The sequence below is a fragment of the Paractinoplanes pyxinae genome (assembly GCF_026626335.1).
In the GTDB taxonomy this organism is placed as follows: Bacteria; Actinomycetota; Actinomycetes; order Mycobacteriales; family Micromonosporaceae; genus Actinoplanes; species Actinoplanes pyxinae.
The window spans coordinates 16,464-41,432 of the sequence record NZ_JAPNTZ010000028.1 but is presented as its reverse complement, the minus strand read 5'-3'; the positions used below and the strand labels follow the sequence as shown (position 1 = coordinate 41,432).

The following is a 24,969-nucleotide window of genomic DNA, read 5'->3' as shown; positions in this document are numbered from 1 at the left end:
GGCGGTTCGCCTGCCGTGGCTGCGCGGACGGGTTCGGATGCTTCGACGGGGTCGGCTGGTTCGTCGGCCGTGGCTGCGCGGGCCGCTTCGGCTGCTGCGAACAGGCCGGGCAGTTCGCCGGCCGTGGCCGCGCGGGGTGCTTCGACCGGGCTGGCCGGTTCGCCGGCCGTGGCTGCGCGGACGGATTCGGATGCTTCGACGGAGTCGGCCGGTTTGCCGGCCGTGGCTGGGCGGGCCGCTTCGGCTGCTTCGACTGGGCCGGGCAGTTCGCCTGCCGTGGCCGCGCGGGGTGCCTCGACCGGGCTGGGTGGTTCGCCTGCCGTGGCCGCGCGGGGTGCTTCGACTGGGCTGGGTGGTTCGCCTGCCGTGGCTGCGCGGGGTGCTTCGGGTGCTTCGGCCGGGCCGGCCGGATCGCTGGCCGCGGTCGGCGCGCCCGCCTGGGCGGTTCGGGCCGAGCGCGCCGTCGGGGGATCTCGTTCGGATGGACGAGGTCGTGGCTCGGGTTCCCGGCTGGTGGAATCGCGCGGTCTTCCGTTGAACGCGCTCGATCGGGACGACGTCTGGGACCGCATGGTCAAGCCGGGCGCTCGGTTGCCCTCCGTGTCGTTGATCGAGGCTGACCTCGGCCCCATCCACCTCGACCGCCTGCGGCAGACCGGGCCGATTGTGCTGGTCTTCTTCCCGTACGCGTCGAGCGAGCCTGCCAACGCCGCCCTCGCCGGCTACGAACACCGGCTGGCGCCCGCCCTGGCCGGGACGGACGCCCACCTGGTCGCGATCAGCCCGCAGATTCCGGCCCGTCTGGTCGACATCAAGCGCCGCCATGACCTGAGCTACTTCGTGGCCGCCGACCCCCGCAACCAGCTGATCAACGCGTTCAACCTGGGCTTCCACGCCCCGGGCGCCGACAAGCTGCTGGGCGCGGGCCGCTCGGTGCTGCCGTTCCCGGCTGTCGTCATCGCTGACCGCTCGGGCGTGGTCCGCTTCGCCGACGTACGGCCCGACGGCGCCGCCCACCCCGAGCCTGCCTTGATTCTGGCCGGCCTCAGCTCTCTGGGCTGACCCACTGCGGGTCAGAGCCGGCCGGGGCCTTGAGATGGCGGAGGGCTCGGGAACGGGGTCGAAGTTTCATTCCTGGTTGGTCGCGGTGGTGAAGTCCATCATCCGAGTCTCGGCGCCGTCGGGCGGCCCGTGGAGCGCGTCGGCGTCGAGGAACATGCGCCGGTTGGCGAGGGTGTAGAGCCGGATCCGAGGAAACGCGCCCAAGCCCTTCCACGCGATGGTGGAGACGGCTGTCCGCGACACTGTCCACAGCTGCACCGGAGCGCCCTCGGGATAGGTTCCGCGGCTGTTGTCGGCGTTAAGGCAGAGTCCCGGCTTCTGGTTGATCAGGTAGTTGTAGCCGTTGCTTAGCGAACGCTCGGGACGGAGTTGTTCAGTCTCAGCACCACATTGCTGCCGTTGCCGGTCAGGAACGGGTTGGCGGTCAGGACCCGCTGCGAGAAGCCGTTGAGAATCGTGAACTACTGATGGCCGGCGCGGCCGCCGGCGGGTGCGGGCGAGAGTGCCTCGGCGAGGTCGTCATGATTCTCCCCGTGGTCGGTGCCCGGGATGGGCTGCCGCCAGGGAAGCAGGCCGGGGTGCCGGGAGCTTGCCTCCGTCCTCGATCCGACCGGGCGGAGCGGAGTGAACGGAACATGTATCAGAGGTGAACCAGCGGGTATAGCTTGTCGCCATGCGGGACGAGGAGCGGGAGCTGGAGGTGCGGCTGGCGGGCGCGGCCGCCGGGACCGTTGTGCTGCTCGTGCCATTCACGGTGATCACGGCCATGGTCGTGGGCGGAGTGGACTGGCTGCACCGGCTGGATGAGGACGTCAGCGTCGCGGTGCACGACTTCTCGTCGGGCCGGCCGGGGCTGGTCGACTTCATGCGTACGTGGTGCCTGGTTTTCGACCCGTGGACCTGGCGGGTGGCCGCCCTTGCGCTTCTTGTCTGGCTGGCGCGGCAGGGGGCTCGGTCGTTGGCCTGGTGGGTGGGTATCACGATGGCGGCTGGCGGCCTGTTGGGCGTACTGCTGAAATTGGTTTTTGAAAGGGATCGGCCGTCGTTTCTCGATCCGGTGGCCACGGCGGTCGGGTATTCGTTCCCGTCGGGGCATGCGCTGAACAATGCGCTCGGGGCGGCCGTCGTGCTGGCCGTGCTGCTTCCGATGAATCGGCGGCGGCCTCGACTGCGCAAATGGCTGATGGCCGGTGGTCTGATCGTTCCGGCGGTGACGGGATTGTTCCGGATCGGGCTGGGTGTGCACTGGCTGAGCGATGTGCTCGCCGGGTGGCTGCTCGGGCTGATCGTGGTGGCGGCGACCATGGCCGCGTTCGCCGTGCGGCGGCGCCGGCAGCCCGATCTGGTGGGAGCGCGCACAACGGAGGAATAGCGATCGGCGTGATTGGGTAGACAGCGCCGACATGCCCCCGCTGATCGCGCAAATCGCCAAGCGTCTGCTGCTTCCGGTGACCGTGCTTTTCGGAGTTATGGTCGGCCTCGGCCTGCTGGTGACCCGGGTGGTCGACCATGCGTGGCCGCTCACCGTCGAGGACGACGTCAACCGCTCGTTCGAGGCCAACCGCGACGGGCCGCTCAACGTGATCAGCGAGATCGTCAGCCTGATCGGCAGCACCCCGGTCATCATCGCGGTGACCGGCGTGGTCGCCGCCATCGTGTACCTCAAGCTGCACCGCTGGCGCGAGCCGCTGTTCCTCTGCCTCGGTGTGATGGCCCAGGCGCTGGTCTTCTTCTTCACCACCCTGGTGATCAACCGCGACCGGCCGGCCGTGCACCGCATGGACGACTCGCCGCCCACCTCGAGCTTCCCGTCGGGGCACACCTCGGCTGCGGTCGCCCTCTACGTCGGCATGGCCGTGCTGTTCTTCACCCTTTTGAAGCGCACGTGGGCGAAGCGCCTCATCTGGCTGCTGGTCCTCATCCCGATCGGCGTGGCCACGGCCCGGCTGTACCGCGGCATGCACCACCCGACCGACGTGACCGCCTCGTTCTTCAACGGCATCACGTGCGTGGTCATCATGGCCCGCGAGGTCCTGAACCGAGCCGTGCAGTGGGCCGTCCCCGAACGCCTGCGCCCCGGCCTGGGCCGCCGAGTGGCCCACTAGAGTCCGCGATCAGTTGGACTGCTGCACGGCCGCCGCAAGGCAGCCGCGGAAGTCGCGGATCTTGTTGCACAAGCTGGCCCAGTTCTTGAGATGAGCCGCCTCGCAGTCGACGAGCTTGGCCAGGAACAGATCCTGCTTGCGGTGTGCGGTGGCGGCCGCCTTCTCGAGCTGCGCCAGCAACACTTACTGATCGCCTTGCATAAAGTCGGTGTACCCGAACTTCTGCAGGCTGGGCACGATCGCTGCGAGGAGGGTGGCCACGCATCCGTCGCCGCGGGCCGAAGTTCGGATTCCATTGACCGTCGAGCACACTCGGCCAGTGCAGCGACTGGCAGGGGTTGAGGTGGTGGGCGTTGCGGCACAGAAGTTCGGCTGCCACCAGGCGCGCGTTCGGCTGCTCCTCCTGTCGCAAGGCGGCGTCAATGACCAGGATGGCGGTCTCGTCGGATACCCGGTCCTTGCCCTCGGACCACAAGTCGACGAGTAATGCGACGGCCAGTTCGGCCTGGCCGAGGCGGGTCAGAGCCATCAAGCCCGATGCGGCCGTGGCGGGATCGACCGTGGTGTTTTCTTTAGTCGAGAAGAGAGCCCCGGCGCGCATGGCTGCGTCAAGTTTGAGGCCTTCGTTCGACTGGCGCGTCAAAGTGTGAGCGATGAACGCGACCAGCACGGTCAAGACCGTGCCGGCGTAAACGAAGATCTCTTTCGTTCCGTTGAAGAAGGTCCACAACACCACCGGCAAGCCGAAGGCGACGATGGCCAGGATCGTTCCCCAGCGGATGACCCAGCGCCGGTCTTGAGCGTTGGTTGCGGTGCCCTTGCGAGCGACGACGGAGGGGATCATGCGGTGCGCGTCCGTTCAGACGGGCGCCCCGGCCGGGTGGAAGGGACGCGGCGGGTCGAATCGCGCCATGGTGGCAGCGCCTCGTCCGCCGCGAAACCCCTCCGTCGGGTGGAACAGTTATACGGTTTCCGACACCAAGGCTTCGAGCGTTGCCTTGGCTCCGCGGGTGTGGAGGCTGTTCAGGACCTCGGTATAGGCCTTGACGAAACGCTCGTCGGTGGCCAGGTCGCCGAAGAGTTCGCGGTTCTCGATGAAAGCCGTCAAGTTCTCGCGCTGGGTCAAGGCGATGGCGTTCAGCTCGTCGCGGAGGCGGTCGACGATCTCGATCGGGTTGCCCTGCTCGTCGGTGCCCTCGTCGTAGCGGGCCCACGACGCGACCACGGCCGTCGACAGTCGGATCTCGCCGCCGGTCTCCAGGTTCTTGCGGATCACCGGGAGCAGCCACTTCGGGATGCGGTCGGAGCTCTCCGCGCACAGCCGGGCCACCGTGTCCTTGACCTGGTCGTTCGAGAAGCGCTCGATCAGCTGGTGCTGGTACTCGTCCAGGTTGATGCCGGGGACGGGCTCCAGCGTCGGTTCCGCTTCGCGTTTCATGTACGCCAGCAGGAACCGCGCGAATGCCGGGTCGCGGGCCACGTCGTGCACAAGGCGGTAGCCGGACAGGTAGCCGAAGTAGCACAGCGCCTGGTGCGAGGCGTTGAGCAGGCGCAACTTCATCAGCTCGTACGGTTCGACGTCCGGCACCACCTGCACGCCGGCCTCTTCCCAGGCCGGGCGGCCGGCGCCGAAGCTGTCCTCCAGCGCCCACTGGGTGAACGGCTCGCACACCACCGGCCAGCCGTCGTCGACACCGAAGTGCTTGCGGACCTCGTCGCGATCGTCGTCGGTGGTCACCGGGGTTATCCGGTCGACCATGCTGTTCGGAAAACGCACGTTCTCTTCCACGTACGCAGCCAGGGCCGGATCGCGCAGCGAGGCGAACGCGACGAAACTGCGCCGGGCCGCGTCGCCGTTGCCCTGGATGTTGTCGCAGCTCATGATCGTGAAGGCGGGCAGGCCGCGGTCGCGACGGCGCTCGATGGCCGCGGTGATCAGGCCGAACGTTGTACGGGGTTCATTGGGCAACGCCAGGTCGTGCTGCACGTCCTTGTTGTCGGCCATGAACTCGCCGGTGACCGCGTTGAAGTTGTAGCCGCCCTCGGTGACCGTGAGCGACACGATCCGGATCTCGGGCGAGGCCATCTTCTCGATCACCGCGTCCGGGTCGTCCGGCGCGAACAGGTACTCCTTGATCGAGCCGATCACCCGGGCGTCCAGCGACCCGTCGGGCGCCTTCACCACCAGCGTGTACAGGCCGTTCTGGGCGTCGAGCACCTGCTGCATCCGCCGGTCGGCCGGCATCACCCCGACCCCGCAGATGGCCCAGTCGAGGGCCTTGCCGTCGTTCATCAGGCGGTCCAGATACATCGCCTGGTGGGCCCGGTGGAAACCACCGACCCCGAAGTGAACGATGCCGGTGCGCAGGGCCCCGCGATCGTACGAGGGCACGGCCAGGCCGGCGGGCAGCTGGGACAGGGTCTCGGCGTTGAGGGGCAGCATGGTGGTCTTCCTCCCGGCAGTGGAACGGGGATACCCACAGCATCGCATTGGTCGGTCCGGGTCACCGGCGACCGAGCTCAGGGATCTTGTGCACGTCACGGGCATCGCGGCCGCGACGGAGTGCGGCGGGGAGCCCGCCACACCGGATCACCGATGACCGACCTTCTTCACTCCATGCCCGTTTTCCGTGCGCCGAACCGCGCTCGCCGGACACCTGGACGCACCGCGACGCCGAGGCGGTGGGCTTGTTAGCGTGCGCTCATGACGCGGCGGGACGAGTGGGGAAAGCGCGCCGGCGGCATCGGGTTCGCCGCGGCGGTGGGAGCGCTGGCCGGCGCCGCAATCGCCGGGCGCCGCGGTGCTCCGGTCGGGGCGGCGGCGCTCGCGGTGACCGAGGCGGTCGCCCGGGCCGGGCAAAAACCGGGCGAGATTCCGGCGTGGTGGTCGCGGGTCGTGATGAGCGGGGCGCTGGCGGCGATCGGGGGCCGGCTGGTGAGGGCCCGTCCGTTGACGGTCGGTGTGGCCGCCGGGGCCGTGGCCGGCGCGCTCGGGCTGCGTCCGCAGAAGGTGCTGCTCGGCCCGGTGGTCGGGGCGGCCGTCGGGGCGGCGTTCCGTCGCGATGCCCGCCCGGCCGTGGTGGCGGCGAGCGCGGTGGTCGGTTTTCGGGCGGTGTCGGCGGCGCTGTTCCGCGATCCGCAGGTCGACCTGCTGGCGGAGCGGGTGGCGGCTGAGGACCTGCCGTTCGTCGTTCCGCTCGAGGCCCGTACGGGATATGTCGGAACCGGCTATGTGCGCGAACTGGCCGAAGTGATCGGCGGCAAATATCTGGCCGACACCCCCGACGTGGGAATCGTCGCCTCCCTGGACGACCTGGCCGGCGACGATTTCGATCCCGCGGCGGTCGATCCACTGGTCCGCGAATTCTACGAACACACCACCCGATTCGGTCTCGACATCACACCCGAATGGCGGCTGTGGGTGCGCCCCGGCTATCTGCTTTATCGCACCTTTGTGGCGCGCCCGCTGGGCCAGGCCAATGTGCCGATGAATCAACGCGAGACATTACGTGGGGTCCAAAGTCGCATCGACACCATCACCCCGGACGGCACCGACCTGATCGGGGTGCGAGGCTGGATCCGCTCCTACGCCGACACCGACGAGCCGATTTACGTCGGCATCTACACGACATACCGTCACGACAGCCGCGGCTATGTGAGCGTCGGATTTCCTGTGCCGCAAGGCAGTTTCACCGCCACGCTGATCCCGCAACCTCGCCCCGGCGGCGGTTTGGTGCTGACCAGTCGTAGCGATCTGCCGCATCCCGGCCATTACTTGACCTACATCGATCCGGAAACGCGCGAACTGACCACGCTGGCCGTGCACGGCTTCTCCGAACAACTCGACGTCTACACAAAAGACGGCGAATTGCGCGCCGAGCATGCGTTCTCGCTCTATGGAATGCCGTTCCTGGTGCTGCACTACAAAATGCACCGAAAATCAGATGCTTGATGTCGTTGCGGGGTGGTGGGTTACAGACCGTCGCTCCCGCCGAGGGCCGCGGCGGGGGGAGCTGGCCGCTGGCGCGTCCAAAACGCTCCCCCCACCACGGCGGCGTGCGTGAGTGGTTGCGCCCAAGACCGCGGCACAGGACCGTGGTGATCGCGGAGTGCGCGAGCCGGCAAGTCTGCAAGGCTGTGGCGCCCACTGCCGCACCGACGAAGGTGCCGACGACCGCGCCGAGCGGATCCGCAGTGTCGGCCCAGATTCGTGTTGACTGAATCAATATTGACGTCAATATGTACGCCATCCAGTCAATCAACATGAGTGTCACGTTGTTCGTGAACGGGTTCGCCTCGCCGACAGCTCAGCGAGACAGGCCAACATCGAGGCGGAGCCGCCGGGGCGGCCAACGAGGGACGCGTCGGACGATGTGACCACGCTGACGGCAAGCTCTGAACACACCTCAAACGCCTCACGATGTCCCGCACCAGCAACCTGGACGAAGTAGACCGAGCTGGTTCGACGTCAGCCTGACCTCGCTATTCCGCGGGCTCGGGAGCCTCAGGCTCCGCCCATGGCACTGACCGGGCGAGGGCGTGGCGCCGTGGATGTGCGCCGGCACCTCCTACGCGGGCGGCTTGATTGAGGCGGCCACGGCTCAGCTTCGGTGACCCGCTACGCGGTAGATGTACGGCTCCTCGCAACGTGTTCTCAGGTGAGAGGCGGTGGACAGGGCGCATCGCGCCGTCGACCAGGTCCACGCAGTTGTTCGGGGTGCGGTATCCGTTTGTGCTGGCGCCGGTGGTGGCACTGCCGTGGATGGTCGGTCTGCTCCTCACCGTGTGCTGAGGGTGGGGGCGGTAGACAGAAGGCGTGGCGCTGTTGACCGGGTTCACGCAGTTGTTCGGGGTGCGGTATCCGTTTGTGCTGGCGCCGGTGGTGGCACTGCCGTGGATGGTCGGGCTGCTTCTCAACGTGTGCTGAGGGTGGGCCGGTAGACAGGGGGCATGGCGCTGTTGACCGGGTTCACGCAGTTGTTCGGGGTGCGGTATCCGTTTGTGCTGGCGCCGGTGGTGGCACTGCCGTGGATGGTCGGGCTGCTTCTCAACGTGTGCTGAGGGTGGGCCGGTAGACAGGGGGCGTGGCGCTGTTAACCGGGTTCACGCAGTTGTTCGGGGTGTGCGGTATCCGTTTGTGCTGGCGCCGGAGGTGGCACTGCCATGGATGGTCGGGCTGCTCCTCGACGTGTGCTCAGGGTGGGGGCGTGGCGCTGTCGACTGGGTTCTCGCGGATGTTGGGGGTGCGCCATCCGGTTGTGCTGGCGCCGGTGGTGGCACTGCCGTGGATGGTTGGGCTGCTCCTCAACGTGTGCTCAGGATGGGGGCGGTAAACAAGGGGCATGGCGCTGTCCACTGGGTTCACGCGGATGTTCGGGGTGCGGCATCCGATTGTGCTGGCGCCGATGGGTGGCACCGCCGGGGGTGCGCTGGCGGCGGCGGTGTCGAACGGTGGTGGGCTTGGGTTGCTCGGGGCCGGGGACGGCGATCCGGGATGGCTGGACCGTGAAGTGGCTGTCGTGACTGCTCGCACCGACGAGCCGTGGGGGATCGGGTTTCTGACGTGGGCGGTCGACCGCAGCGCGGTGGAGAGGGCGCTCGACTACCGGCCTCGGGCGGTCATGTTGTCGTTCGGTGATCCGGGTCTGTACGTGGAAGTTGTCCGCCGGGCCGGGGTGGCGGTGATTTTGCAGGTCACGAATCTGGAGGAGGCGCGCCGGGCCGTCGATCTGGGCGCCGATGTGATCGTGGCTCAGGGGACCGAGGCCGGTGGGCACGGCGCGCGGCGGGGCCGGTCCACGTTGCCGTTCGTGCCTGTGGTGGTTGATCTGGCCGGGTCCGTGCCGGTGCTGGCGGCCGGTGGCATTGCCGATGGGCGTGGGGTGGCCGCCGCGTTGGTGCTGGGGGCGGCCGGCGCTCTGATCGGCACCCGCTTCCAGGCCGCGGCGGAATCGCTGGCCGACCCGGCGATCGTCGACGCGATCGTCGGCGGGCAGGCCGAGGACACCGAGCGCAGCAGCCTGCTGGACGTCGTCCGCGGCTCGCGGTGGCCGGCCGCGTACACCGCCCGGACTCTCGCCCACCCCCATCTGGACCGCTGGCGCGGGCGCGAGTCCGAGGCCGCGACCGATCCCCGGGCCCGCGCCGACTACGACGACGACCTGGCCCGAGGCGTCATACCGCCACAACCGGTCTGGGCCGGCGAGGCGGTCGACCTCATCCGCGACCGGCCGTCCGCAGCCACACTCGTGACGACGCTCGCCGCCGAGGCAGAGGCGGCTTTGACCCGCGCGGTGAGCGGTTAGGCGGCCGCTACAGCCGCGGCGAATCTGATTCGGGCGGCGAGCGATTGAGCGAAGCCGCAGAGACGCGGGCGGCCCAAGCCGGAGCGGTGAGCGGTCAGGCGAAGCTGCAGCGGGGGCGAAAGGTCAGGCGGAGGCCCAGGGGCCTACGCCGCCGATGCGGGTGGGGTGGTAGCGGACTATGAAGCCGGGGCCGCGCGGGGCGGGGAACTCGGCGTCGGGGGCCACGTAGACCTTGGCCAGGCGGTTGAGCAGGGGCCAGGCCTCGTCGGTGGGTTCCACGGTGGCTCGGGCTCGGATCACTGCGTGTTCGGCCAGGAAGACGCCGGGGGTTCTGGGGGCCTCGAAGGAGAGGACTACTCGTGGGTCGCGTTCCATGTTGCGGATTTTCACGTTGCGGGGCAGGTGGGCGCTGACCAAGGCGTCGCCGTCGACGGCTATCCAGATGACGGAGACCTGGGGGCTGCCGTCGGCGTTCACTGTGGAGAGATGGGCCAGCGGGCCGGACGCGATCAGGTCGACTAGTTCCTTCGGCAGGGCTCCCATGCGGGTGACGCTACAGGGTGATCCAGTAGCGGCGGACCGTGTCTTCGCCGGTGGTTCGGGTGTCCTCGTACACACCACCGTTCTTCTCGATCGTTCGAGCTGACGCCACATTGGACGGGACGCAGGTGACCAGTACGCGGTCGAGGCCCAGCGTGCGCGCCGTTTCCAGCGTGCGGCCCAGGGCCCACCCGGCCAGACCGCGGCGCCGGGCCGACGGGCGTACGCCGTAGCCGATGTGACCGCCCACGTTGAGCAGAAAATCGTTCAGCGTGTGCCGCAGCGCGATTGCCCCCAGGTATTCGTCGTCCTCGACGATCCAGCGGTACGTGCAATGCACCAGGCCCTCGTCGAGCGGGGTGGCCGGGTCCGCCTCTGCCTGCAGGCGGGCCACCCACGTGGCGAACCCTTGCGGCGAGTCGACGTCGTCGCCGGGCCGTACGCTGTGCCCGTCCATGTGGGCGCCGGCCGGCCACTCGTCGCGTGCCTGCACCCATGACGTGTGCAGCCGGGTGGTGGGCGCGATCAATTCGGGCATGAGCCGAATCTACAGACTCAGCAGCCGCGGTTCGGCCGGTGCGCCTTCCTGCAGCAGCCCGGCCAGCAGCCGTCCCAAGTCGCGCGGCGAGAAGAGGTCGGGGCCGGGGTGCTGCTGGATCTCGCGCAGGGACCACCACCGCAGCCCGTTGATCTGTTCGGCCGCCAATTCGTCGTCGGTCATCGTTCCGCGCGGCTCGAACGGGTCGGCCCGTACGAGGAAATAGTCGTTGACCAGGCCGTCGTGGCCGGGGGCGTAATCGGGGCCGGTGACCTGCTGATGCCAGACGTGCGGCGGGTCCGTGGTGAGCGCCAGGCCGGTCTCCTCGAGCAGTTCCCGCCGCAGCGCGTCCAGCTGCGTCTCGCCCGGCTCGACGCCGCCGCCGGGCGCCGCCCACACCACGAGCGGCGACGGCTCGGTGATCACGTGCCGGGCCAGCAGGATGCGGTCGCCGGGGTCGAGGAGGATCGCGCGGACCGAAAGGCGTAGACGCGGGTCAGACATTGGGACACGCTAACCCGCATGGACGACGCGGTGCCGTTGCGTACGTGGACCAGCGGCCGCGGGGCGCCGATCGTCATGATCAACGGCGGGCCGGGACTTCCGGACTATCTGGCTCCGGTGGCGGAGCTCGTCGAGCACCTCGGCACGGTTCACCGCTACGACCAGCGGGGCACGGGCGGTTCCGCCTGGGACGGGGAGCACACGTTCGGGCTGCATGTGGCGGACCTGGGCCGGTTGCTCGACGCGTGGGGGCACCGACGGGCCGTTGTGGTCGGTCATTCGTACGGGACGGAACTGGCTCTTCGCTTTGTGCTGGCCCACCCGGAGCGTGTCGCGGGGCTGGTGCTGGTCGCCGGGCCGTTCCTGGGTCAATGGCGGTCGGTGCAGCTGAGGCGGCTCACCGGCGATCAGCAGGCGCGGCTGGACGAACTCGACAGCCTGGCCGGGCGCACCGAGGCCGAGGAGACCGAATATCTGACGCTGTCGTGGGTCACCGACCACGCCGACCAGGAACGGGCCTGGGAGTGGGCGAGCGATGCGGCCCGCCGGGTGCGCCCGGTCAACTATGCGATGAACCGGCAGCTCAACGCGGCCGGCCGGGCCGACCCGCTGGTGTCCCGCCTCGACGAGATGCGCCTGCCGGCCGCGACGGTGATCATCGGCGGTGGCGGTGACAGCCGGCCGGCCGAAGGTCTGCGACAGCTGGGCGAGCGCCTCGGCCGCCCGGTCGTCATCATCGAGGAGGCGGGACACTCGCCGTGGCTGGAGGCGCCGTCACGGTTCCGCCGCGAGCTTGAGCAGGCTCTGGATCTGGGCCTGGCGGCGGCTCGCGACGTTCGACCCTAGGGCGCGGACGTCGGGGTGTTCGCCGCCGGACGACTCCATGCGGGCGGTCTCGACGCAGTTGCCCAGATGGCCCAGCAGGAGGGTCACGGCCGTACGGTCGAAATCCTCGGCCTCGCGCAGCTCGGCGATGTCGGACGGCCGCAGGTTGTGCAGGTCGCCGTGGCCCTCGTGCGCCCCGGCCGACGGGTCGGCCTCGAGCGGCTGCTTCCACTCGGTCAGCCGGCTCTTCATCGCGCCCGACTCCTCGCGCCACTGGCCGCGCAGCTCGGTGGCCAGCGTGCGCAGGCGGGGGTCGGCCGCCCGTTGCTCGGCCAGCGCCGCCACCTGGTCGCCCTCGCCGATCTGGGTCAGGCCCATCTGCAGGAACATCACGTCCGTCTCGTTGAAACCGGTCGCCGGCTGCGAACCGCAGCCGGCGACCAGCAGGACGGCCAGCGCGCCCGCGATTAAACCGCGGACCACAGGGCGGGGACGTTCGGCGGCTCCCAGCCGGCCAGCGCGGTGTGCGCCTGGCGGCAGGTGTACGAGCGGCCGTTGTAGGTGACGACGTTGCCGGGGGAGTAGGCCGTGCCGGCGCGCCACGTGCCGCTGGCCGGCGGCGGGGTGGTGGGCGGCGGGTTGGTCGGGGGCGGGGTGGTCGGCGGGGGCGTGGTCGGGGGCGGGTTGGTCGGGGGCGGGGTGGTTCCGCCGCCGCCGATGTTCAGGTCGACGCAGGCGTAGAAGGCCATCGCCGTGTCGGCCACGTTCCAGCGGGCCAGCACGGTCTGCCGGCCGCTGAAGCCCTTCATGTTGACCGAGTGCGACTTGGTCGCGCCGGGCTGCGCGCCGCCGTCGTTGAACGAGGCGAGCAGCGTGTTGCCGATGAAGTACTCCCACGTGCTGGTGGAGTGGCGGGCCGTGAGGACCCAGTTGAACGTCACGTTCTGCCCGACCGAGGCGGCCGGCCAGTTGCGGCCGTTGTCGTTGAGGACGGCGAAGCGGCTGCCACCGCCGTTGCACTGCTTGGAACCCTTGGGCGCCTCGACGCTCTGCGGCTCGTAGACGATGTCGCCGCAGTTGGCCACGGCGCCGCTGGCGCAGTTGGCCTGGCGGCTGGGCGGGGACGAGATGTAACCGTGGGCGGAAGCGGGGGCGACGCCGACGGTGAGGGCGGCCGCGGTGGCGGCGACGGTCAGTGCGGGAAGGGTGAACCTGCGTCTCATGAAGGGACTCCTCGGGCTTCATGGGGGGATGACGAGGTGGCTGCGTATCGACAAACATAAGTTAAAGCTTGTTAACAGTAAAGACTCCGGGTCCTTTTATTAACCTCTGACGGCGGCCGGTCGATAGGTCAGCCCGTGCGCGATATCCATGAGGTGCTCGACCGCCGGGCCGTGACCCCGCTGTTCCAGCCGCTGGTCGAGATCTCCACCGGCCGGGTGCTGGGCTACGAGGCGCTGAGCCGCGGACCGGCCGGCAGTCCCTGGGAACGGCCGGACGACCTGTTCGCCGCCGCCCGCGTGGCCGGACGCGAGAGCGAGCTCGACTGGATCTGCCGGGCCCGCGCGTACGAGGGGGCGCTGGCCGCCGGCTACGACCCGGAGCTCACCCTGTTCGTCAACATGGAGCCGGCCGCCGCCGGCACCCCGTGCCCGCCCGACCTTCTGCCCCTGATCGAGTGCGCCCGCCACCGCCTGCGGGTCGTCACCGAGGTGACCGAGCGGGCGCTGGCCGGCGACCCGTCCGGCCTGCTGCTGGCCGTGGCTGCCTCCCGGGCCGCCGATTGGGGAGTGGCCCTCGACGACGTGGGCGCCGACCCGATGTCGCTCGCGCTGATGCCGTTCGTGCACCCGGACGTGGTCAAGCTCGACATGGGCATGCTCCGCGCGCCGGGCGACCCGCACACCGCGCGTGTGGTGGCCGCCGTGGCCGCCTACGCCGAGGCCAGCGGCGCCATCGTGCTGGCCGAGGGGATCGAGACCGAGGAGCACCTGGCCATCGCCCGCACGATGGGCGCCACGGTCGGGCAGGGCTGGCACTTCGGCCGCCCGGCGGCGCTGCCGGACGGGCCGAGCGCCGGCGCCACGCTGCCGTTCATCCCGCCGCCGACCGCCGACGACCGCACCCCCTACACCATCGTGGGCGCCCGCCGCCCGCTCACCCGGGCGACCAAGGCGCAGCTCATGCCCATCAGCCGGCACCTCGAGGCGCTGGCCTTCGACGAGGGCGAGCCGTCGGTGCTGCTGGCCTGCTTCCAGGACGCCCGGCATTTCACCCCGGCCACCGCGCGGCGCTTCGGGCGGCTGGCCGGCAACAGCCCGCTGGTGGCCGCGCTGGGCACCGGGCTCACGGAAGAGCCGGCTCCCGGCGTCCGCGGAGCCTGCCTCGACGACGAGGACGCCCTGCGCGGCGAGTGGAACGTGATCGTGGTCGGCCCGCACCGGGCGGCCGCGCTGGTCGCCCGCGACCTGGGCGACACCGGCGCCGAGAGCGAGCGGCGCTTCGACTTCGCCCTCACCCACGACCGGGCGCTGGTCATCGAGGCGGCGCGCTCGCTGCTGGGCCGGCTCGCCCCGCTGCGGTCACTGGACGCGGCGTTCGAGGAACTCGTAGACGTCCTGGGCGTCCACGCCGGGGAAGGTGCCCGGGGGTAGCGCCGCCAGCAGGTGCGAGTGCACGCGGGCGCTGGGCCAGGCCTGACCGGCCCAGCGGTCGACCAGGCCGGCGGGCGGACGGCGGCAGCAGGCCGGATCGGGGCAGCGGGACACCGTACGCCGGGAAGTGTCACCGCCGCGGAACCAGCGGGCGTGCTCGAACGGCGTGCCCACGGTGACCGAGAATTCGCCCGAGCGCGTCGACTCGATGTGGACGGTGCACCAGTACGTGCCGGACGACGTGTCGGTGAACTGGTAGAACGACGAGTACGGGTCGTCCGCCTGGAAGATCGTGCGGGACGCCCACTTGCGGCAGATCGGCTGCCCCTCGATGGCCCCGGTGACGTCGGCCGGGAAGCGGACCCCGTCGTTCTCGTACGCCTTGTAGACGATGCCGTTCTCGTGCACCCGGGTGAAGTGCACCGGGATGCCGAAGTGGTGCGTGGCCAGGTTGGTGAACCGGTGCGCCGCCGTCTCATAGGAGACGCCAAACGCGTCCCGGAAGTCGTCGATGGCCAGCGCCCGGTCGGCCTTGGCCTCGCGCAAGAATTCCACCGCGAACACCTCGGGCATCAGCAGCGCCGCCGCGAAGTAGTTGGCCTCGACCCGCTGCCGCAGGAAGTCGCCGTAGTCGGCCGGCTCCGGGTGCCCGAGCACGAAGTGGCCCAGCGTCTGCAGCACCACGGCCCGCGGGTCGTGCCCCTTGCCGCTGGCCACCTGGGGCAGATAGATCTTCCGGTGCACCAGGTCGGTCACCGAGCGCGTCGAGCCCGGCAGGTCGCTCACGTAGTGCAACGTGAAGCCCAGTTGCGCTGCGATGTCGAGGATCCCGCGCTGGGACAGCGGGCCCGTCGTGTGCTTCACCGAGCGCGACACCTCGGCCGCCGCCTGCTCGATCTCGGCGAAGTAGTTGTCGCGCTCGCGCATGTCGATCCGCAGCTGCGCGTTGGCCCGGCGGGCCACCTCGGGCGTCGCGCTCTGCTCGGTCAGCAGCCGGTTCAGCTCGCGGTGCAGGCCGACCAGCGACTCGAGCGCGTCCGCGGGCAGGCGGCGACCGCCCTTGACCGGGGGCAGACCCAGGGCCGCGTACGCCGGTGACTGCTGGAAGTGGGCGAGGTCGATCTCGAGCCCGGCGCGGCGCGAGGGCGCCTCCGGACGCAACAAGTCTTGCAAGGGGACGCCGAGCGCGCCCGCGATCGCCTCGAGCAGCGACAGCCGGGGCTCGCGCTTGCCGTTCTCGATCAGCGACAGCTGCGACGGAGCCCGGCCGACCGCCTCGCTGAGCTGCTCCAACGTCATGCCCTTCGATTTGCGCTGATGGCGCAGACGCTGGCCCAGGGTGACGAGATCGGTCATGGGTTTTGACGGTAGCAGAAATTTCGCGTTTCTTCTGCTCACAAATGACTTCAGAGGGGCTTGTGGGACCCGCGAAAGTGAAGTTCTTCCCAGCGAAGACGAGCAAGGCAAGCGGAGGGACGGAGAGACATGACTGATCAGCTGACCGAAGTTCGGGGCGGTACCGCGGCGGACCTCACTCGGGCGTGGGCCGGCGATCCCCGGTGGCTGGGCATCAAGCGCAGCTACACGGCGCACGACGTGGTCAAGCTGCGCGGCACTGTCCAGGAACGACACACCCTGGCCGAGCGCGGCGCCGAGCGGCTGTGGCAGCTGCTGCACAGCGAGGACTACATCAACGCGCTGGGCGCGCTCACCGGCGGCCAGGCCGTGCAGATGGTCCGGGCCGGGCTCAAGGCGATCTACCTGAGCGGCTGGCAGGTCGCCGCGGACGCCAACCTGGCCGGCGCTACCTACCCCGACCAGTCCCTCTACCCGGCCAACTCGGTGCCGGCAGTGGTGCGACGGATCAACAACGCGCTCCTGCGGGCCGACCAGATCGACACGGCCGCTGCGTATGCTACCGACGCCTGGTCCTCCGGACGGCGCGGAGAACCAGGCAAAAAGAATGGCGACAAGCACGAACGCGACTGGTTCGCTCCCATCGTGGCCGACGCGGAAGCCGGCTTCGGTGGCCCGCTCAACGCGTTCGAGCTGATGAAGGGCATGATTGCGGCGGGCGCGGCCGGCGTGCACTGGGAGGACCAGCTCGCGAGCGAGAAGAAGTGCGGCCACCTCGGCGGCAAGGTGCTCATCCCGACGGCCCAGCACATCCGCACGCTGAACGCGGCCCGCCTGGCCGCCGACGTGCTCGGCGTCCCGTCGCTGATCATCGCGCGCACCGACTCGCTGGCGGCCGACCTGCTGACCACCGATGTGGACGAGCGCGACCGGCCGTTCATCACCGGCGAGCGTACGGCGGAAGGCTTCTTCCGGGTGCGCAGCGGCCCCGAGGCGGCCATCGCGCGCGGCGTGGCCTACGCCGACTACGCCGACCTGCTGTGGGTCGAGACCGGCAAGCCGGATCTGGAGTTCGCCAAGTCGTTCGCCGAGGCCGTGCACAAGGAGCACCCCGGCAAGATGCTCGCCTACAACTGCTCGCCCTCGTTCAACTGGAAGAAGAACCTGGACGACGCCGACATCGCGCGGTTCCAGAAGGAGCTCGGCGCGATGGGCTACAAGTTCCAGTTCGTCACGCTGGCCGGCTTCCACGCGCTCAACCACTCGATGTTCGAGCTGGCCCGCGGGTACGCCGAGTCGGGCATGACCGCGTACGTGAAGTTGCAGGAGGCCGAGTTCGCGGCCGAGCAGGACGGCTACACCGCGACCAAGCACCAGGCCGAGGTCGGCACCGGCTACTTCGACGCCGTCTCGACCGCGCTGAACCCGGAGAGCTCCACCACCGCCCTCAAGGGCTCGACCGAGACGGAGCAGTTCTGATGGGCACCGAGGAAATCACTGTCACGGGCACGACCGGGGGCCGGTACGCCGAGATCCTGACCCCCGAGGCGATCGCGTTCGTCGTGGCGCTCGACCGCGAGTTCGGCGCCCGCCGCGTCCAGCTGCTCGACCGACGCCGGCGGCGGCGTACCGCCCGTACCGACGAATTGGACTTTCTGCCCTCGACCCTGGCCGTCCGCGAGGGGGGCTGGACCGTGGCCGCGCCGGCGCCCGACCTGCTCGACCGGCGCGTCGAGATCACCGGCCCGCCCGAGCGCAAGATGACCGTCAATGCGCTCAACTCCGGGGCCAAGGTGTGGATGGCCGACTTCGAGGACGCCACGTCGCCCACCTGGGAGAACGTGGTGCTGGGCCAGCTCAACCTGCGGGACGCGCTGGACGGCAAGCTCGACTTCACCACCCCTGAGGGCAAGGAGTACCGGGTCAACGGCTGGCTCCCGACCATCATGGTGCGGCCGCGGGGCTGGCACCTGCCCGAGAGCCACCTGCGCATCGGCGGGCGGCCGGTCTCGGCGGCGCTGTTCGACTTCGGCCTCTACATGTTCCACTGCGCGCAGCGTCAGCTCGAGCGCGGCAGCGGCCCCTACTTCTACCTGCCCAAGCTCGAGTCGCATCTCGAGGCCCGGCTGTGGAACGACGTTTTCGTGTACGCGCAGGAAGCGCTCGGGATCGAGCGGGGCACCATCCGGGCCACCGTGCTGATCGAGACGATCACGGCCGCCTTCGAGATGGACGAGATCCTGTACGAGCTGCGTGAGCACTCGGCCGGCCTGAACGCGGGCCGCTGGGACTACCTGTTCAGCATGATCAAGAACCGTCCCGATGTCGTGCTGCCCGAGCGCTCCCAGGTCACGATGACGGCCCCGTTCATGCGGGCCTACACCGAACTTCTGGTGCGTACGTGTCACAAGCGCAACGCCCATGCGATCGGCGGGATGGCCGCGGTCGTCCCCAGCCGCGACCCGGTCGCCGCCAAGCGCGCGCTCAACCAGGTGCGGCAGGACAAGCGGCGCGAGGTCGGCGACGGCTTCGACGGCAGCTGGGTCGCCCACCCCGGCCTGGTCGACACCTGCCGCGAGGTCTTCGACCAGTGGCTGGGCGAGGAGCCGCACCAGATCGTCCGTAAGCGCGAGGACGTGCAGGTCACCGCGACGGAACTGCTCGACGTGCGCGCTCCGGGGTTGCAGGTCAGCGAGGTCGCGCTGCGCAACAACGTCAGCGTGGCGCTGCGCTACATCGCGGCCTGGCTGGGCGGCCGGGGCGCGGTGGCGCTGGGCGGCCTGATGGAGGACGCGGCCACCGCCGAGATCTGCCGCACCCAGCTGTGGCAGTGGATCCACTCGAGCACCCCGACCGACTACGGCGTGCCGGTGAGCGCCGCCCTGGTCAGCCGGATGCTGCGCGAGGAACTGGACGTGCTCAGCGAGACCGGCGCCCTCGACGAGGACGCTGCCCGCCGCTTCGGCCAGGCTCGCACCCTGCTGACCGTGCTGCTGACCGAACGTACGTGTCCCGAGTTCCTGACTCTGCCGGCCTACCTGCGGCACCTGTCCAACGGCGCCCCGGCCGCCACCGAACCGACCGAGGCGGCCGTCACCGTCTGACCGGGCGCGGCGGTCAGGGCCCGAGCACGATGGCGCTGACCGCCAGCCGTTCCGGCGCCCGCCCGGGGGTCGGTGACGGCTCGTACAACTCCAGGTCATGGAGGCCGCGCGGGGCGCCGCTGGGCACATGGACGGACAGGAACAGTTCGGTCTGCGGCGTGCTGAAGGCGGCGTAGCGCAGCAGCCGGTAGGCGACCGGCTGCCCGTCGAACCGGATCTCCAACGGCCCCCGGCGATCCCGGTGCCGGTAGGCCAGCACCGGGATCCACTCCCCGGCGCTGGCCGTGCCCGGCGTCACGAACCGGGTGCACGGCGGCGCGTCCACCGGCTGGGTGAACCGCGGCGCCGCGGCCCCACCGGCCAGCACGCCGACCGCGAGCACCGCTGACATGAGCTTGACCGTCGTAGCCATGACGTTCTCCTCGTCCTCGTCGGTGTTGACCCCTCGTTTGTCGGTGACCGCGGTGCCGGCTCGCCGCCGGGCCGGTATCACCGCGGTATCGGCGCCGTTGACGGCCGCATCGGCCCGGGTGGACAGTCCTGACGTGGGTATCGGTGTGCTGGGCCCACTGACCGTCGGCGGGGACGGCGATCGGCCGGCCCGGGCCTCCTCGCGCGACCGGGTCGTGCTGGCCGCCCTCGTGGCCGCGGGCGGCGACGCCGTGCGGCCGGAGCAGCTGGCCGAGGCGCTGTGGGGTGATCACCCGCCCGCGTCGTGGCGCAAGGTGCTGCAGGGCTGCGTGGCCCGGTTGCGCCGGATGCTCGGCGCGACGGCGATCGAGACCGTGCCGCCGGGCTACCGCCTCGCGGTCGACGCGGGCGAGATCGACGCCCGCCGGTTCGAGCGCCTGCTCGAGCGGGCCCGCGAGCTGCTGGCGCTGGATGCGGCCGACCAGGCTCTGTTCGCCGCTGACGCGGCGCTGGCCCTGTGGCGCGGACCGGCGCTGCCCGAGGTGGAGGCGTGGGAGCCCGGCCGCATCGAGGCCGGCCGGCTGGCCGAGCTGCGGCTCGAGGCCGAGGAGCTGCGGGTCGAGGCGGCGCTGGGCGCGGGCCGGGTGGCCGAGGTGCTGGCCGACGCCCGGGCCCAGGTGGACGCGGAACCGCTGCGCGAGCGGCGCTGGGCGTTGCTGGCCGAGGCGCAGTACCGGTCCGGCCGGCAGGGCGAGGCGCTGGCCGGGCTGCGCCGGGCGAGGCACGTGCTCAACGCCGAACTGGGTCTCGATCCGGGCCCGGAGCTGGTCGCCGTGGAACGCGCGATCCTGCGCCAGGACCCGTCGCTGAGCCCGGACGGGCGACCCGCCGGGCAGTCCCCGGTCTGTCCCTACCTGGGGCTGGTCCCGTACGACGTCGGCGATGCCGAGGCCTTCTTCGGGCGGGAGGACGACACCGCGGCCTGCCTGGACCGGCTCGCGGCCACCGGCGTGCTCGTGGTGGTCGGCCCGTCCGGCGGCGGCAAGTCCTCGCTCGTACGGGCCGGATTGGCCGCCAAGCTGCGGGGACCAGTGACTGTCCTGCATCCCGGCCCCTGGCCCGCGGCACCCGATCCGCCCGCAGCGGGGCCGGTCGTCGTCGACCAGGCCGAGGAGGTGGTCACGCTCTGCACCGACCCCGGCCGGCGGTCCGCCTTCCTGACCGCCCTGGTCGCCCACGCCGAGCGGGCGCCGCTGATTGTGGCGCTGCGGGCCGACCGGCTGGGTGAGGTCTGCGAGCATCCGGGATTCGCCCGCCTGGCCGAGCGCGGGCTGTACGTCCTCGGTGCGATGCGCGAGTCCCAGCTGCGCACGGCGATCGAGGCCCCGGCCCGCCGAGCCGGCCTGCTGCTCGAGCCGGGGCTGGTCGACCTGCTGGTCCGCGACGTCGAAGGTGAGCCGGGCGCCCTGCCCCTGTTGTCGCACGCGCTGCGCCAGACCTGGCTCCGGCGCGAGGGCCGCACCCTGACCGTCGCCGGCTACCGGACCACCGGCGGCATTCGCGGCGCCGTGGCCCACACCGCCGAGGAACTGTACGAGCGGACACCGGTCACCGATCGACCGGAGCTGCGTGAGCTGCTGCTGAGCCTGGCCAACCGCGGGCGCGTTCCCCGCCGGCTGCTGGCCGCCGGCCCCGGCCGCCTCCGGATCCTCGAAGAGCTGGTCGCGGCCCGGTTGGTCACTTCCGGCGAGTCCACGGTGGCCCTGGCCCACGAGGCCCTGACCCGGGTCTGGCCGCGGATGCGGTCCTGGCTGGACGAGGACGCGGAAGGTCAGCGCCTGCGCCGGCACCTCAGCGTCGCCGCCGACGCGTGGGAGACGATGGGCCGCCCGGGCAGCGAGCTCTACCGGGGCGCCCGGCTGGCCCGGGCCGTGGAATGGCACGACCACAGCCGTCCGGCGCTGAGTCCCACCGAGGAGGCGTTCCTGGCCGCCGGGCGCGAGCTGGCCGACGCCGAGACGGCCGCGGCGGCCCGGATCAACCGGCGGCTGCGCGCGCTGCTCGCCGCGGCCGTGGTGCTGCTGGTCGTGGCCGGCGCCGCCGGTGTCTACGCCGGCCGTCAGGCCGAGCGGGCGCGGGCCGCCGCGCGGTCGGCCGAGGCCCGCCGGATCGGCGCCCTGGCCCGGACCACGGCCGACGCCGGACAGTCGTTGTGGCTGGCGGCCGGGGCGGTCCGCCTGGACGACACGACGGCCAACCGGGCCGACCTGCTCTCCGCGCTGGGCCGCAACCCGCAGCTGATTCGCGTGATCAACGGGCCCGAGCGGGCGGCGAGCCGGGCCGCGGTCAGCGCCGACGGCACGACCCTGATCGTGCTCAACGGGGGCCGGGCCGGGCTGTTCGACACCCGGACGTACGCCGGCGCCTGGCACCCCTCCGTGGTTCCGCCGGCGCCCACGGCCGTGGCCCTGCGGCCCGACGGGGAGCAGGCCGCGGTGGTGTCCGGGCCGGTCGACGCGCCGGTCGTCAGCGTGGTCGGCACGCGGCGCGCCACCGTGCAGCCGGTCCGGCCCGGGCGACTGGCCTACGACTCGGTTGCCGTGGCCGCCACCTACAGCGCGGACGGCCGCCGGCTGGCCGTCGTTTACCAGCGGGGCGAGTTCGAGACGTCAGTGGTCTGGGTGTGGTCGGTGAACGCCCTGGACCGGCCGCCGTCCACCGTGGCCGTCCCGTGGCTGACCGACGTCGTCCGGTTCGGGCCCGGCGGGCTGCTGCACACCGCCGGGCCCGGCGGGGAGGCGGTCTTCGACGTGGCCACCGGCCGCCGGGTCCGGTCGTCGCCGGCGGCCGGCCCGTTGCTCGAGCTGAGCCCGGACGGGCGATGGGCGGCCCGGGCGACGGCTCGCGGCGGCGAGGTCGTGCTGACCGACGTCGCCTCGGGCCGAGAGATGGTGCGGCTGGCCCGCGGTGGCACCGGCCCGCTGCAGCAACTCCGGTTCTCGCCGGACAGCCGGTTGCTGGCCGGATCGGCCGGCGACAACACCGTCACGGTGTGGGACGTGCCGGCCCGCGAGACGACCGAGGTGCTGCGCGGGCACGCGACCACCGTCGTCGACCTGGCCTACGGCGCGGACGGCGCGACCCTGCACACCAGCGACCGGGACGGGACGACACTGGTCTGGGACCTGCGCGGCGACCGCCGGGTGGTGGCGAGGCGCGCGCTGCCGGTCGGGGCGGATCTCTCGGACGCCGAGGCGGTGATCGCCCCCGGCGGCGATCGCGTCGCGTTCGGCTCGCGCGACCGGTTGACGGTGGCCGACCTGCGGGGCGGCCGTCCGCCGGTGGTGATCGAGACGGGACATCGGCGGCGACACGGCGTGGCCTGGCGGCCGGACGGCGCGCGGCTGGCCACGACCGGCGACGAGGGGCACGTGCGGGTGTGGGACGCGGACACCGGCCGGCTCGTGGTCGCCCGGCAGCTGTCCGACCGGCCCGTGCTCGGGCTGGCCTACTCCCGCGACGGGACCCGGCTGATCGTCACCGACGACCGGGTCCTCCAGCTCGACGCGGCCACCCTGCGGCCGGTGGCCGATCTGCTGCGGCTGCCGGGTGAGCCCGCCGGGCAGCCGGTGATCGCCCCGGACGGGCGCACGGTGGTCGCGTTCCCGTCCGAGCCGGCCCGGTCGGCCGCTTACGTCGACCTGAGCGCGGCGACGGCCCGCGACCAGCCGATCGGGGTGGCCGCCGCGGCTGCCGCCTTCGCGCCGGACGGCCGCGGGCTGGCCGTGGCCGGACGCAACGGCGAGGTCCTGCTGCTCGACGCGGCCGGATCACCCGTACGTCCGGCCGTGCCGGCCCACGACGGGCCGGCCGGACCGGTCTCGTGGTCGGCCGACGGGCGGACGTTCGTCGTGGGCGGGGCCGACGGCCGGGTCAGCGTCTGGGACGGGCGGACCGGCGAGCCGCTCGGCGCGGTCACCCCGGCCCGGACCGGGGTGCGGACCTATCCCGCGTTCCGGGCCGACGGCCACACCGTCACAATTGTCTCCACCGACGGCGCCGTGCACACGTGGGACGCTCGTCCCGGTGAGTGGGTGGCACACGCCTGCCGGATCGCCGGCCCCGACTTCGTCTGCTGAGGGCTTTCCCGCGGCGGCGGCGAGCTCTAGAGTCGGCCGGTGCTGAAGCGGCGAGTGGCGATTCTGATGACGGCCCTGATGCTCGGTGGCTGCGCCGATGAAGCGCCCGCGCCGGCACCGGCGCCGGTCGCCGCGCCCGTGACGACGTCGCCGGTCTCGCGCGCGCCTGCGCCGTCGAAGTCGCCGGCCGCAGCGGCCAAGCCGAAGCCTTCGGCCACCAAGAAACCCGTGAAGGCCATGCCCGAAGCGGGCAATCCGGATGGGCGGGCGGCGGTTCCGGCTGAGGGCCGGGCGGTCACGGGCCGGCCCGACCGTACGGTGGGAAACGGGACGGCCGGCAGCTGCACGTCGGACGCCGTGGTCAAGGCGGTCGCGCGCGGCGGTTTCATCGCCTTCGACTGCGGTTCGCAGCCGGTGACGATCACGATGACGGCCACGGCCAAGGTGCGGAACACCAGCTCCAGCGTGGTGCTCGACGGGGGCGGGAAGGTCACGCTCAGCGGCGGAGGCAAGCGCCGCATCCTCTACATGAACACGTGCGACGAGGCGCAGACGTGGACCACGTCGCACTGCGACGACCAGGCCACGCCCCGGCTGACCGTGCAGAACCTGAGCCTCGTGAAGGGCAACAGCACGGGCGACCAGAACGGGGGCGGGGCGATTTTCGCCCGCGGCGGGCGGCTGAAGGTGGTCAACTCGCGCTTCACCGGCAACCGCTGCGAACGTACGGGTCCGGACCTCGGTGGCGGCGCGATCCGCGCGCTCGACCAGGGCGGGGACAAGCCGGTGTACGTCGTGAACAGCACCTTCACGGGCGGGGTGTGCTCGAACGGGTCGGCCCTGAGCAGCATCGGCGTCTCGTGGACAGTGCTGAACAGCCTCTTCACCGGCAATACGGCGGTCGGCCGCGGCGCCAACCCGGCCCGCGGCGGCACCCCGGGCGGCGGCAGCGGCGGCGCGATCTATCTGGACGGCAACACGTTCACGCTCACCCTGGACGGCACGGTCATCCGCGACAACAAGGCGGCCGAGGCTGGCGGCGCCATCTTCTTCGTCAGCAACGACCGCACCGGCACGCTGAAGATCCGCGACTCGACGCTGCGGGACAACCCGAGCGCCGGCTTCGAGACGGCCGGCCTGCCCGGCGTCTTCTACCTCGGTCGGGGCAAACCATCGATCACCCGCTCAAGCCTGAAGAAGTAGCCACTACTATCTGCTTGTGGACGATCCGGGCGACGATTCCGAGTGGCCGTTCGAAAGCTCGGAGGCGAGCCATTCGACGCGGCGGGGCTGGCCATGGGTGATCGGCCTGATCCTGGTCGTAATGATCGTCTGCGGCGCCGGCATCCTGGCCGTCAACGCCTGGGTCGGGCGTGAGCTGGACAAGTCCGCCGCGCATGCGATGCCGCACCGTTAAGGGTCGTCG

22 protein-coding genes are annotated in these 24,969 nt (G+C 71.1%); 12 read left to right on the top strand and 10 right to left on the bottom strand.

Going from position 1 to position 24,969, the window contains the following annotated elements; translation table 11 throughout:
* The first annotated feature begins 534 nt into the window (after window positions 1-534).
* Window positions 535-1,062 carry a redoxin domain-containing protein gene (locus OWR29_RS46900; protein ID WP_267570197.1) on the top strand — a complete coding sequence of 176 codons (528 nt, stop codon included), beginning with the start codon at window positions 535-537 and terminating at the stop codon, window positions 1,060-1,062.
* A 66-nt stretch (window positions 1,063-1,128) separates the two neighbouring features.
* Here OWR29_RS46900 and OWR29_RS46895 read toward each other — a convergent pair whose 3' ends face one another.
* Window positions 1,129-1,320: a hypothetical protein gene (locus OWR29_RS46895; protein ID WP_267570196.1), complete on the bottom strand. Its 192-nt coding sequence runs from the start codon at window positions 1,318-1,320 to the stop codon at window positions 1,129-1,131.
* 415 nt (window positions 1,321-1,735) lie between these two features.
* Here OWR29_RS46895 and OWR29_RS46890 point away from each other — a divergent pair, with 415 nt between their 5' ends.
* Together OWR29_RS46890 and OWR29_RS46885 are read left to right on the top strand one after the other, a co-directional pair.
* Window positions 1,736-2,434 carry a phosphatase PAP2 family protein gene (locus OWR29_RS46890; RefSeq protein ID WP_267570195.1) on the top strand — a complete coding sequence of 233 codons (699 nt, stop codon included), beginning with the start codon at window positions 1,736-1,738 and terminating at the stop codon, window positions 2,432-2,434.
* 31 nt (window positions 2,435-2,465) lie between these two features.
* A complete protein-coding gene (locus tag OWR29_RS46885) occupies window positions 2,466-3,167 on the top strand; it encodes a phosphatase PAP2 family protein (RefSeq protein ID WP_267570194.1) in 702 nt (233 codons plus the stop codon).
* Between the two features lie 9 nt (window positions 3,168-3,176).
* Here the strand turns inward: OWR29_RS46885 and OWR29_RS46880 are convergent, their stop codons facing one another.
* Together OWR29_RS46880 and OWR29_RS46875 are read right to left on the bottom strand one after the other, a co-directional pair.
* Entirely contained in the window at window positions 3,177-3,350 is a 174-nt protein-coding gene (locus OWR29_RS46880) for a hypothetical protein (RefSeq protein ID WP_267570193.1), read from the bottom strand.
* Between the two features lie 778 nt (window positions 3,351-4,128).
* Window positions 4,129-5,610, bottom strand: a complete 1,482-nt coding sequence (locus OWR29_RS46875) for a mannitol dehydrogenase family protein (RefSeq protein ID WP_267570192.1) — start codon at window positions 5,608-5,610, stop codon at window positions 4,129-4,131.
* A gap of 261 nt (window positions 5,611-5,871) precedes the next feature.
* Here OWR29_RS46875 and OWR29_RS46870 point away from each other — a divergent pair, with 261 nt between their 5' ends.
* Entirely contained in the window at window positions 5,872-7,119 is a 1,248-nt protein-coding gene (locus OWR29_RS46870) for a hypothetical protein (RefSeq protein WP_267570191.1), read from the top strand.
* 1,390 nt (window positions 7,120-8,509) lie between these two features.
* A complete protein-coding gene (locus OWR29_RS46865; protein WP_267570190.1) occupies window positions 8,510-9,472 on the top strand; it encodes an NAD(P)H-dependent flavin oxidoreductase in 963 nt (320 codons plus the stop codon).
* A gap of 123 nt (window positions 9,473-9,595) precedes the next feature.
* Here the strand turns inward: OWR29_RS46865 and OWR29_RS46860 are convergent, their stop codons facing one another.
* From OWR29_RS46860 to OWR29_RS46850, 3 genes are read right to left on the bottom strand one after another with little or no spacing between them, the layout of a single operon-like run.
* A complete protein-coding gene (locus tag OWR29_RS46860; RefSeq protein WP_267570189.1) occupies window positions 9,596-10,015 on the bottom strand; it encodes a PPOX class F420-dependent oxidoreductase in 420 nt (139 codons plus the stop codon).
* 10 nt (window positions 10,016-10,025) lie between these two features.
* On the bottom strand, window positions 10,026-10,550 hold the full coding sequence (locus OWR29_RS46855; protein ID WP_267570188.1) for a GNAT family N-acetyltransferase: 525 nt from the start codon (window positions 10,548-10,550) through the stop codon (window positions 10,026-10,028).
* Window positions 10,551-10,559: 9 nt separating this feature from the next.
* Window positions 10,560-11,054, bottom strand: coding sequence for an NUDIX domain-containing protein (locus OWR29_RS46850; RefSeq protein WP_267570187.1), 495 nt, complete (start codon window positions 11,052-11,054; stop codon window positions 10,560-10,562).
* A gap of 18 nt (window positions 11,055-11,072) precedes the next feature.
* Between OWR29_RS46850 and OWR29_RS46845 the strand changes: the two genes are divergently transcribed.
* A complete protein-coding gene (locus tag OWR29_RS46845) occupies window positions 11,073-11,900 on the top strand; it encodes an alpha/beta fold hydrolase (protein WP_267570186.1) in 828 nt (275 codons plus the stop codon).
* On the opposite strand, the gene OWR29_RS46840 is transcribed toward OWR29_RS46845, so the two are convergent.
* Together OWR29_RS46840 and OWR29_RS46835 are read right to left on the bottom strand one after the other, a co-directional pair.
* The gene (locus OWR29_RS46840) at window positions 11,829-12,362 is read right to left on the bottom strand and encodes a DUF305 domain-containing protein (RefSeq protein ID WP_267570185.1); all 534 of its coding nucleotides are present in this window, start codon (window positions 12,360-12,362) and stop codon (window positions 11,829-11,831) included. The genes OWR29_RS46845 and OWR29_RS46840 overlap by 72 nt on opposite strands.
* The gene (locus tag OWR29_RS46835; protein WP_267570184.1) at window positions 12,347-13,102 is read right to left on the bottom strand and encodes a lytic polysaccharide monooxygenase; all 756 of its coding nucleotides are present in this window, start codon (window positions 13,100-13,102) and stop codon (window positions 12,347-12,349) included. Before OWR29_RS46835 ends, OWR29_RS46840 begins: the two co-directional genes overlap by 16 nt.
* 135 nt (window positions 13,103-13,237) lie before the next feature.
* Here OWR29_RS46835 and OWR29_RS46830 point away from each other — a divergent pair, with 135 nt between their 5' ends.
* Window positions 13,238-14,533 carry a sensor domain-containing phosphodiesterase gene (locus OWR29_RS46830; protein ID WP_267570183.1) on the top strand — a complete coding sequence of 432 codons (1,296 nt, stop codon included), beginning with the start codon at window positions 13,238-13,240 and terminating at the stop codon, window positions 14,531-14,533.
* On the opposite strand, the gene OWR29_RS46825 is transcribed toward OWR29_RS46830, so the two are convergent.
* Window positions 14,462-15,889, bottom strand: coding sequence for an XRE family transcriptional regulator (locus OWR29_RS46825; protein ID WP_267570182.1), 1,428 nt, complete (start codon window positions 15,887-15,889; stop codon window positions 14,462-14,464). The genes OWR29_RS46830 and OWR29_RS46825 overlap by 72 nt on opposite strands.
* A 129-nt stretch (window positions 15,890-16,018) precedes the next feature.
* Between OWR29_RS46825 and aceA the strand changes: the two genes are divergently transcribed.
* A complete protein-coding gene (gene aceA, locus OWR29_RS46820; RefSeq protein WP_267570181.1) occupies window positions 16,019-17,368 on the top strand; it encodes an isocitrate lyase in 1,350 nt (449 codons plus the stop codon).
* The gene (gene aceB / locus OWR29_RS46815; RefSeq protein WP_267570180.1) at window positions 17,368-18,993 is read left to right on the top strand and encodes a malate synthase A; all 1,626 of its coding nucleotides are present in this window, start codon (window positions 17,368-17,370) and stop codon (window positions 18,991-18,993) included. The genes aceA and aceB overlap by 1 nt, the downstream gene beginning before the upstream one ends.
* Window positions 18,994-19,006: 13 nt before the next feature.
* Here the strand turns inward: aceB and OWR29_RS46810 are convergent, their stop codons facing one another.
* The gene (locus OWR29_RS46810; RefSeq protein WP_267570179.1) at window positions 19,007-19,405 is read right to left on the bottom strand and encodes a hypothetical protein; all 399 of its coding nucleotides are present in this window, start codon (window positions 19,403-19,405) and stop codon (window positions 19,007-19,009) included.
* On the opposite strand from OWR29_RS46810, the gene OWR29_RS46805 reads away from it, so the two are divergent.
* The 3 genes from OWR29_RS46805 (at window position 19,404) to OWR29_RS46795 (ending at window position 24,960) form a co-directional block, all read left to right on the top strand.
* Window positions 19,404-23,543 (top strand): nSTAND1 domain-containing NTPase, encoded by a 4,140-nt coding sequence (locus OWR29_RS46805; RefSeq protein ID WP_267570178.1) that lies wholly within the window; start codon window positions 19,404-19,406, stop codon window positions 23,541-23,543. The two genes, OWR29_RS46810 and OWR29_RS46805, sit on opposite strands and share 2 nt — an antisense overlap.
* Window positions 23,544-23,621: 78 nt before the next feature.
* Window positions 23,622-24,746, top strand: a complete 1,125-nt coding sequence (locus OWR29_RS46800) for a hypothetical protein (protein WP_438872748.1) — start codon at window positions 23,622-23,624, stop codon at window positions 24,744-24,746.
* A 16-nt stretch (window positions 24,747-24,762) separates the two neighbouring features.
* Window positions 24,763-24,960 carry a hypothetical protein gene (locus OWR29_RS46795; RefSeq protein WP_267570177.1) on the top strand — a complete coding sequence of 66 codons (198 nt, stop codon included), beginning with the start codon at window positions 24,763-24,765 and terminating at the stop codon, window positions 24,958-24,960.
* Window positions 24,961-24,969: the final 9 nt, after the last annotated feature.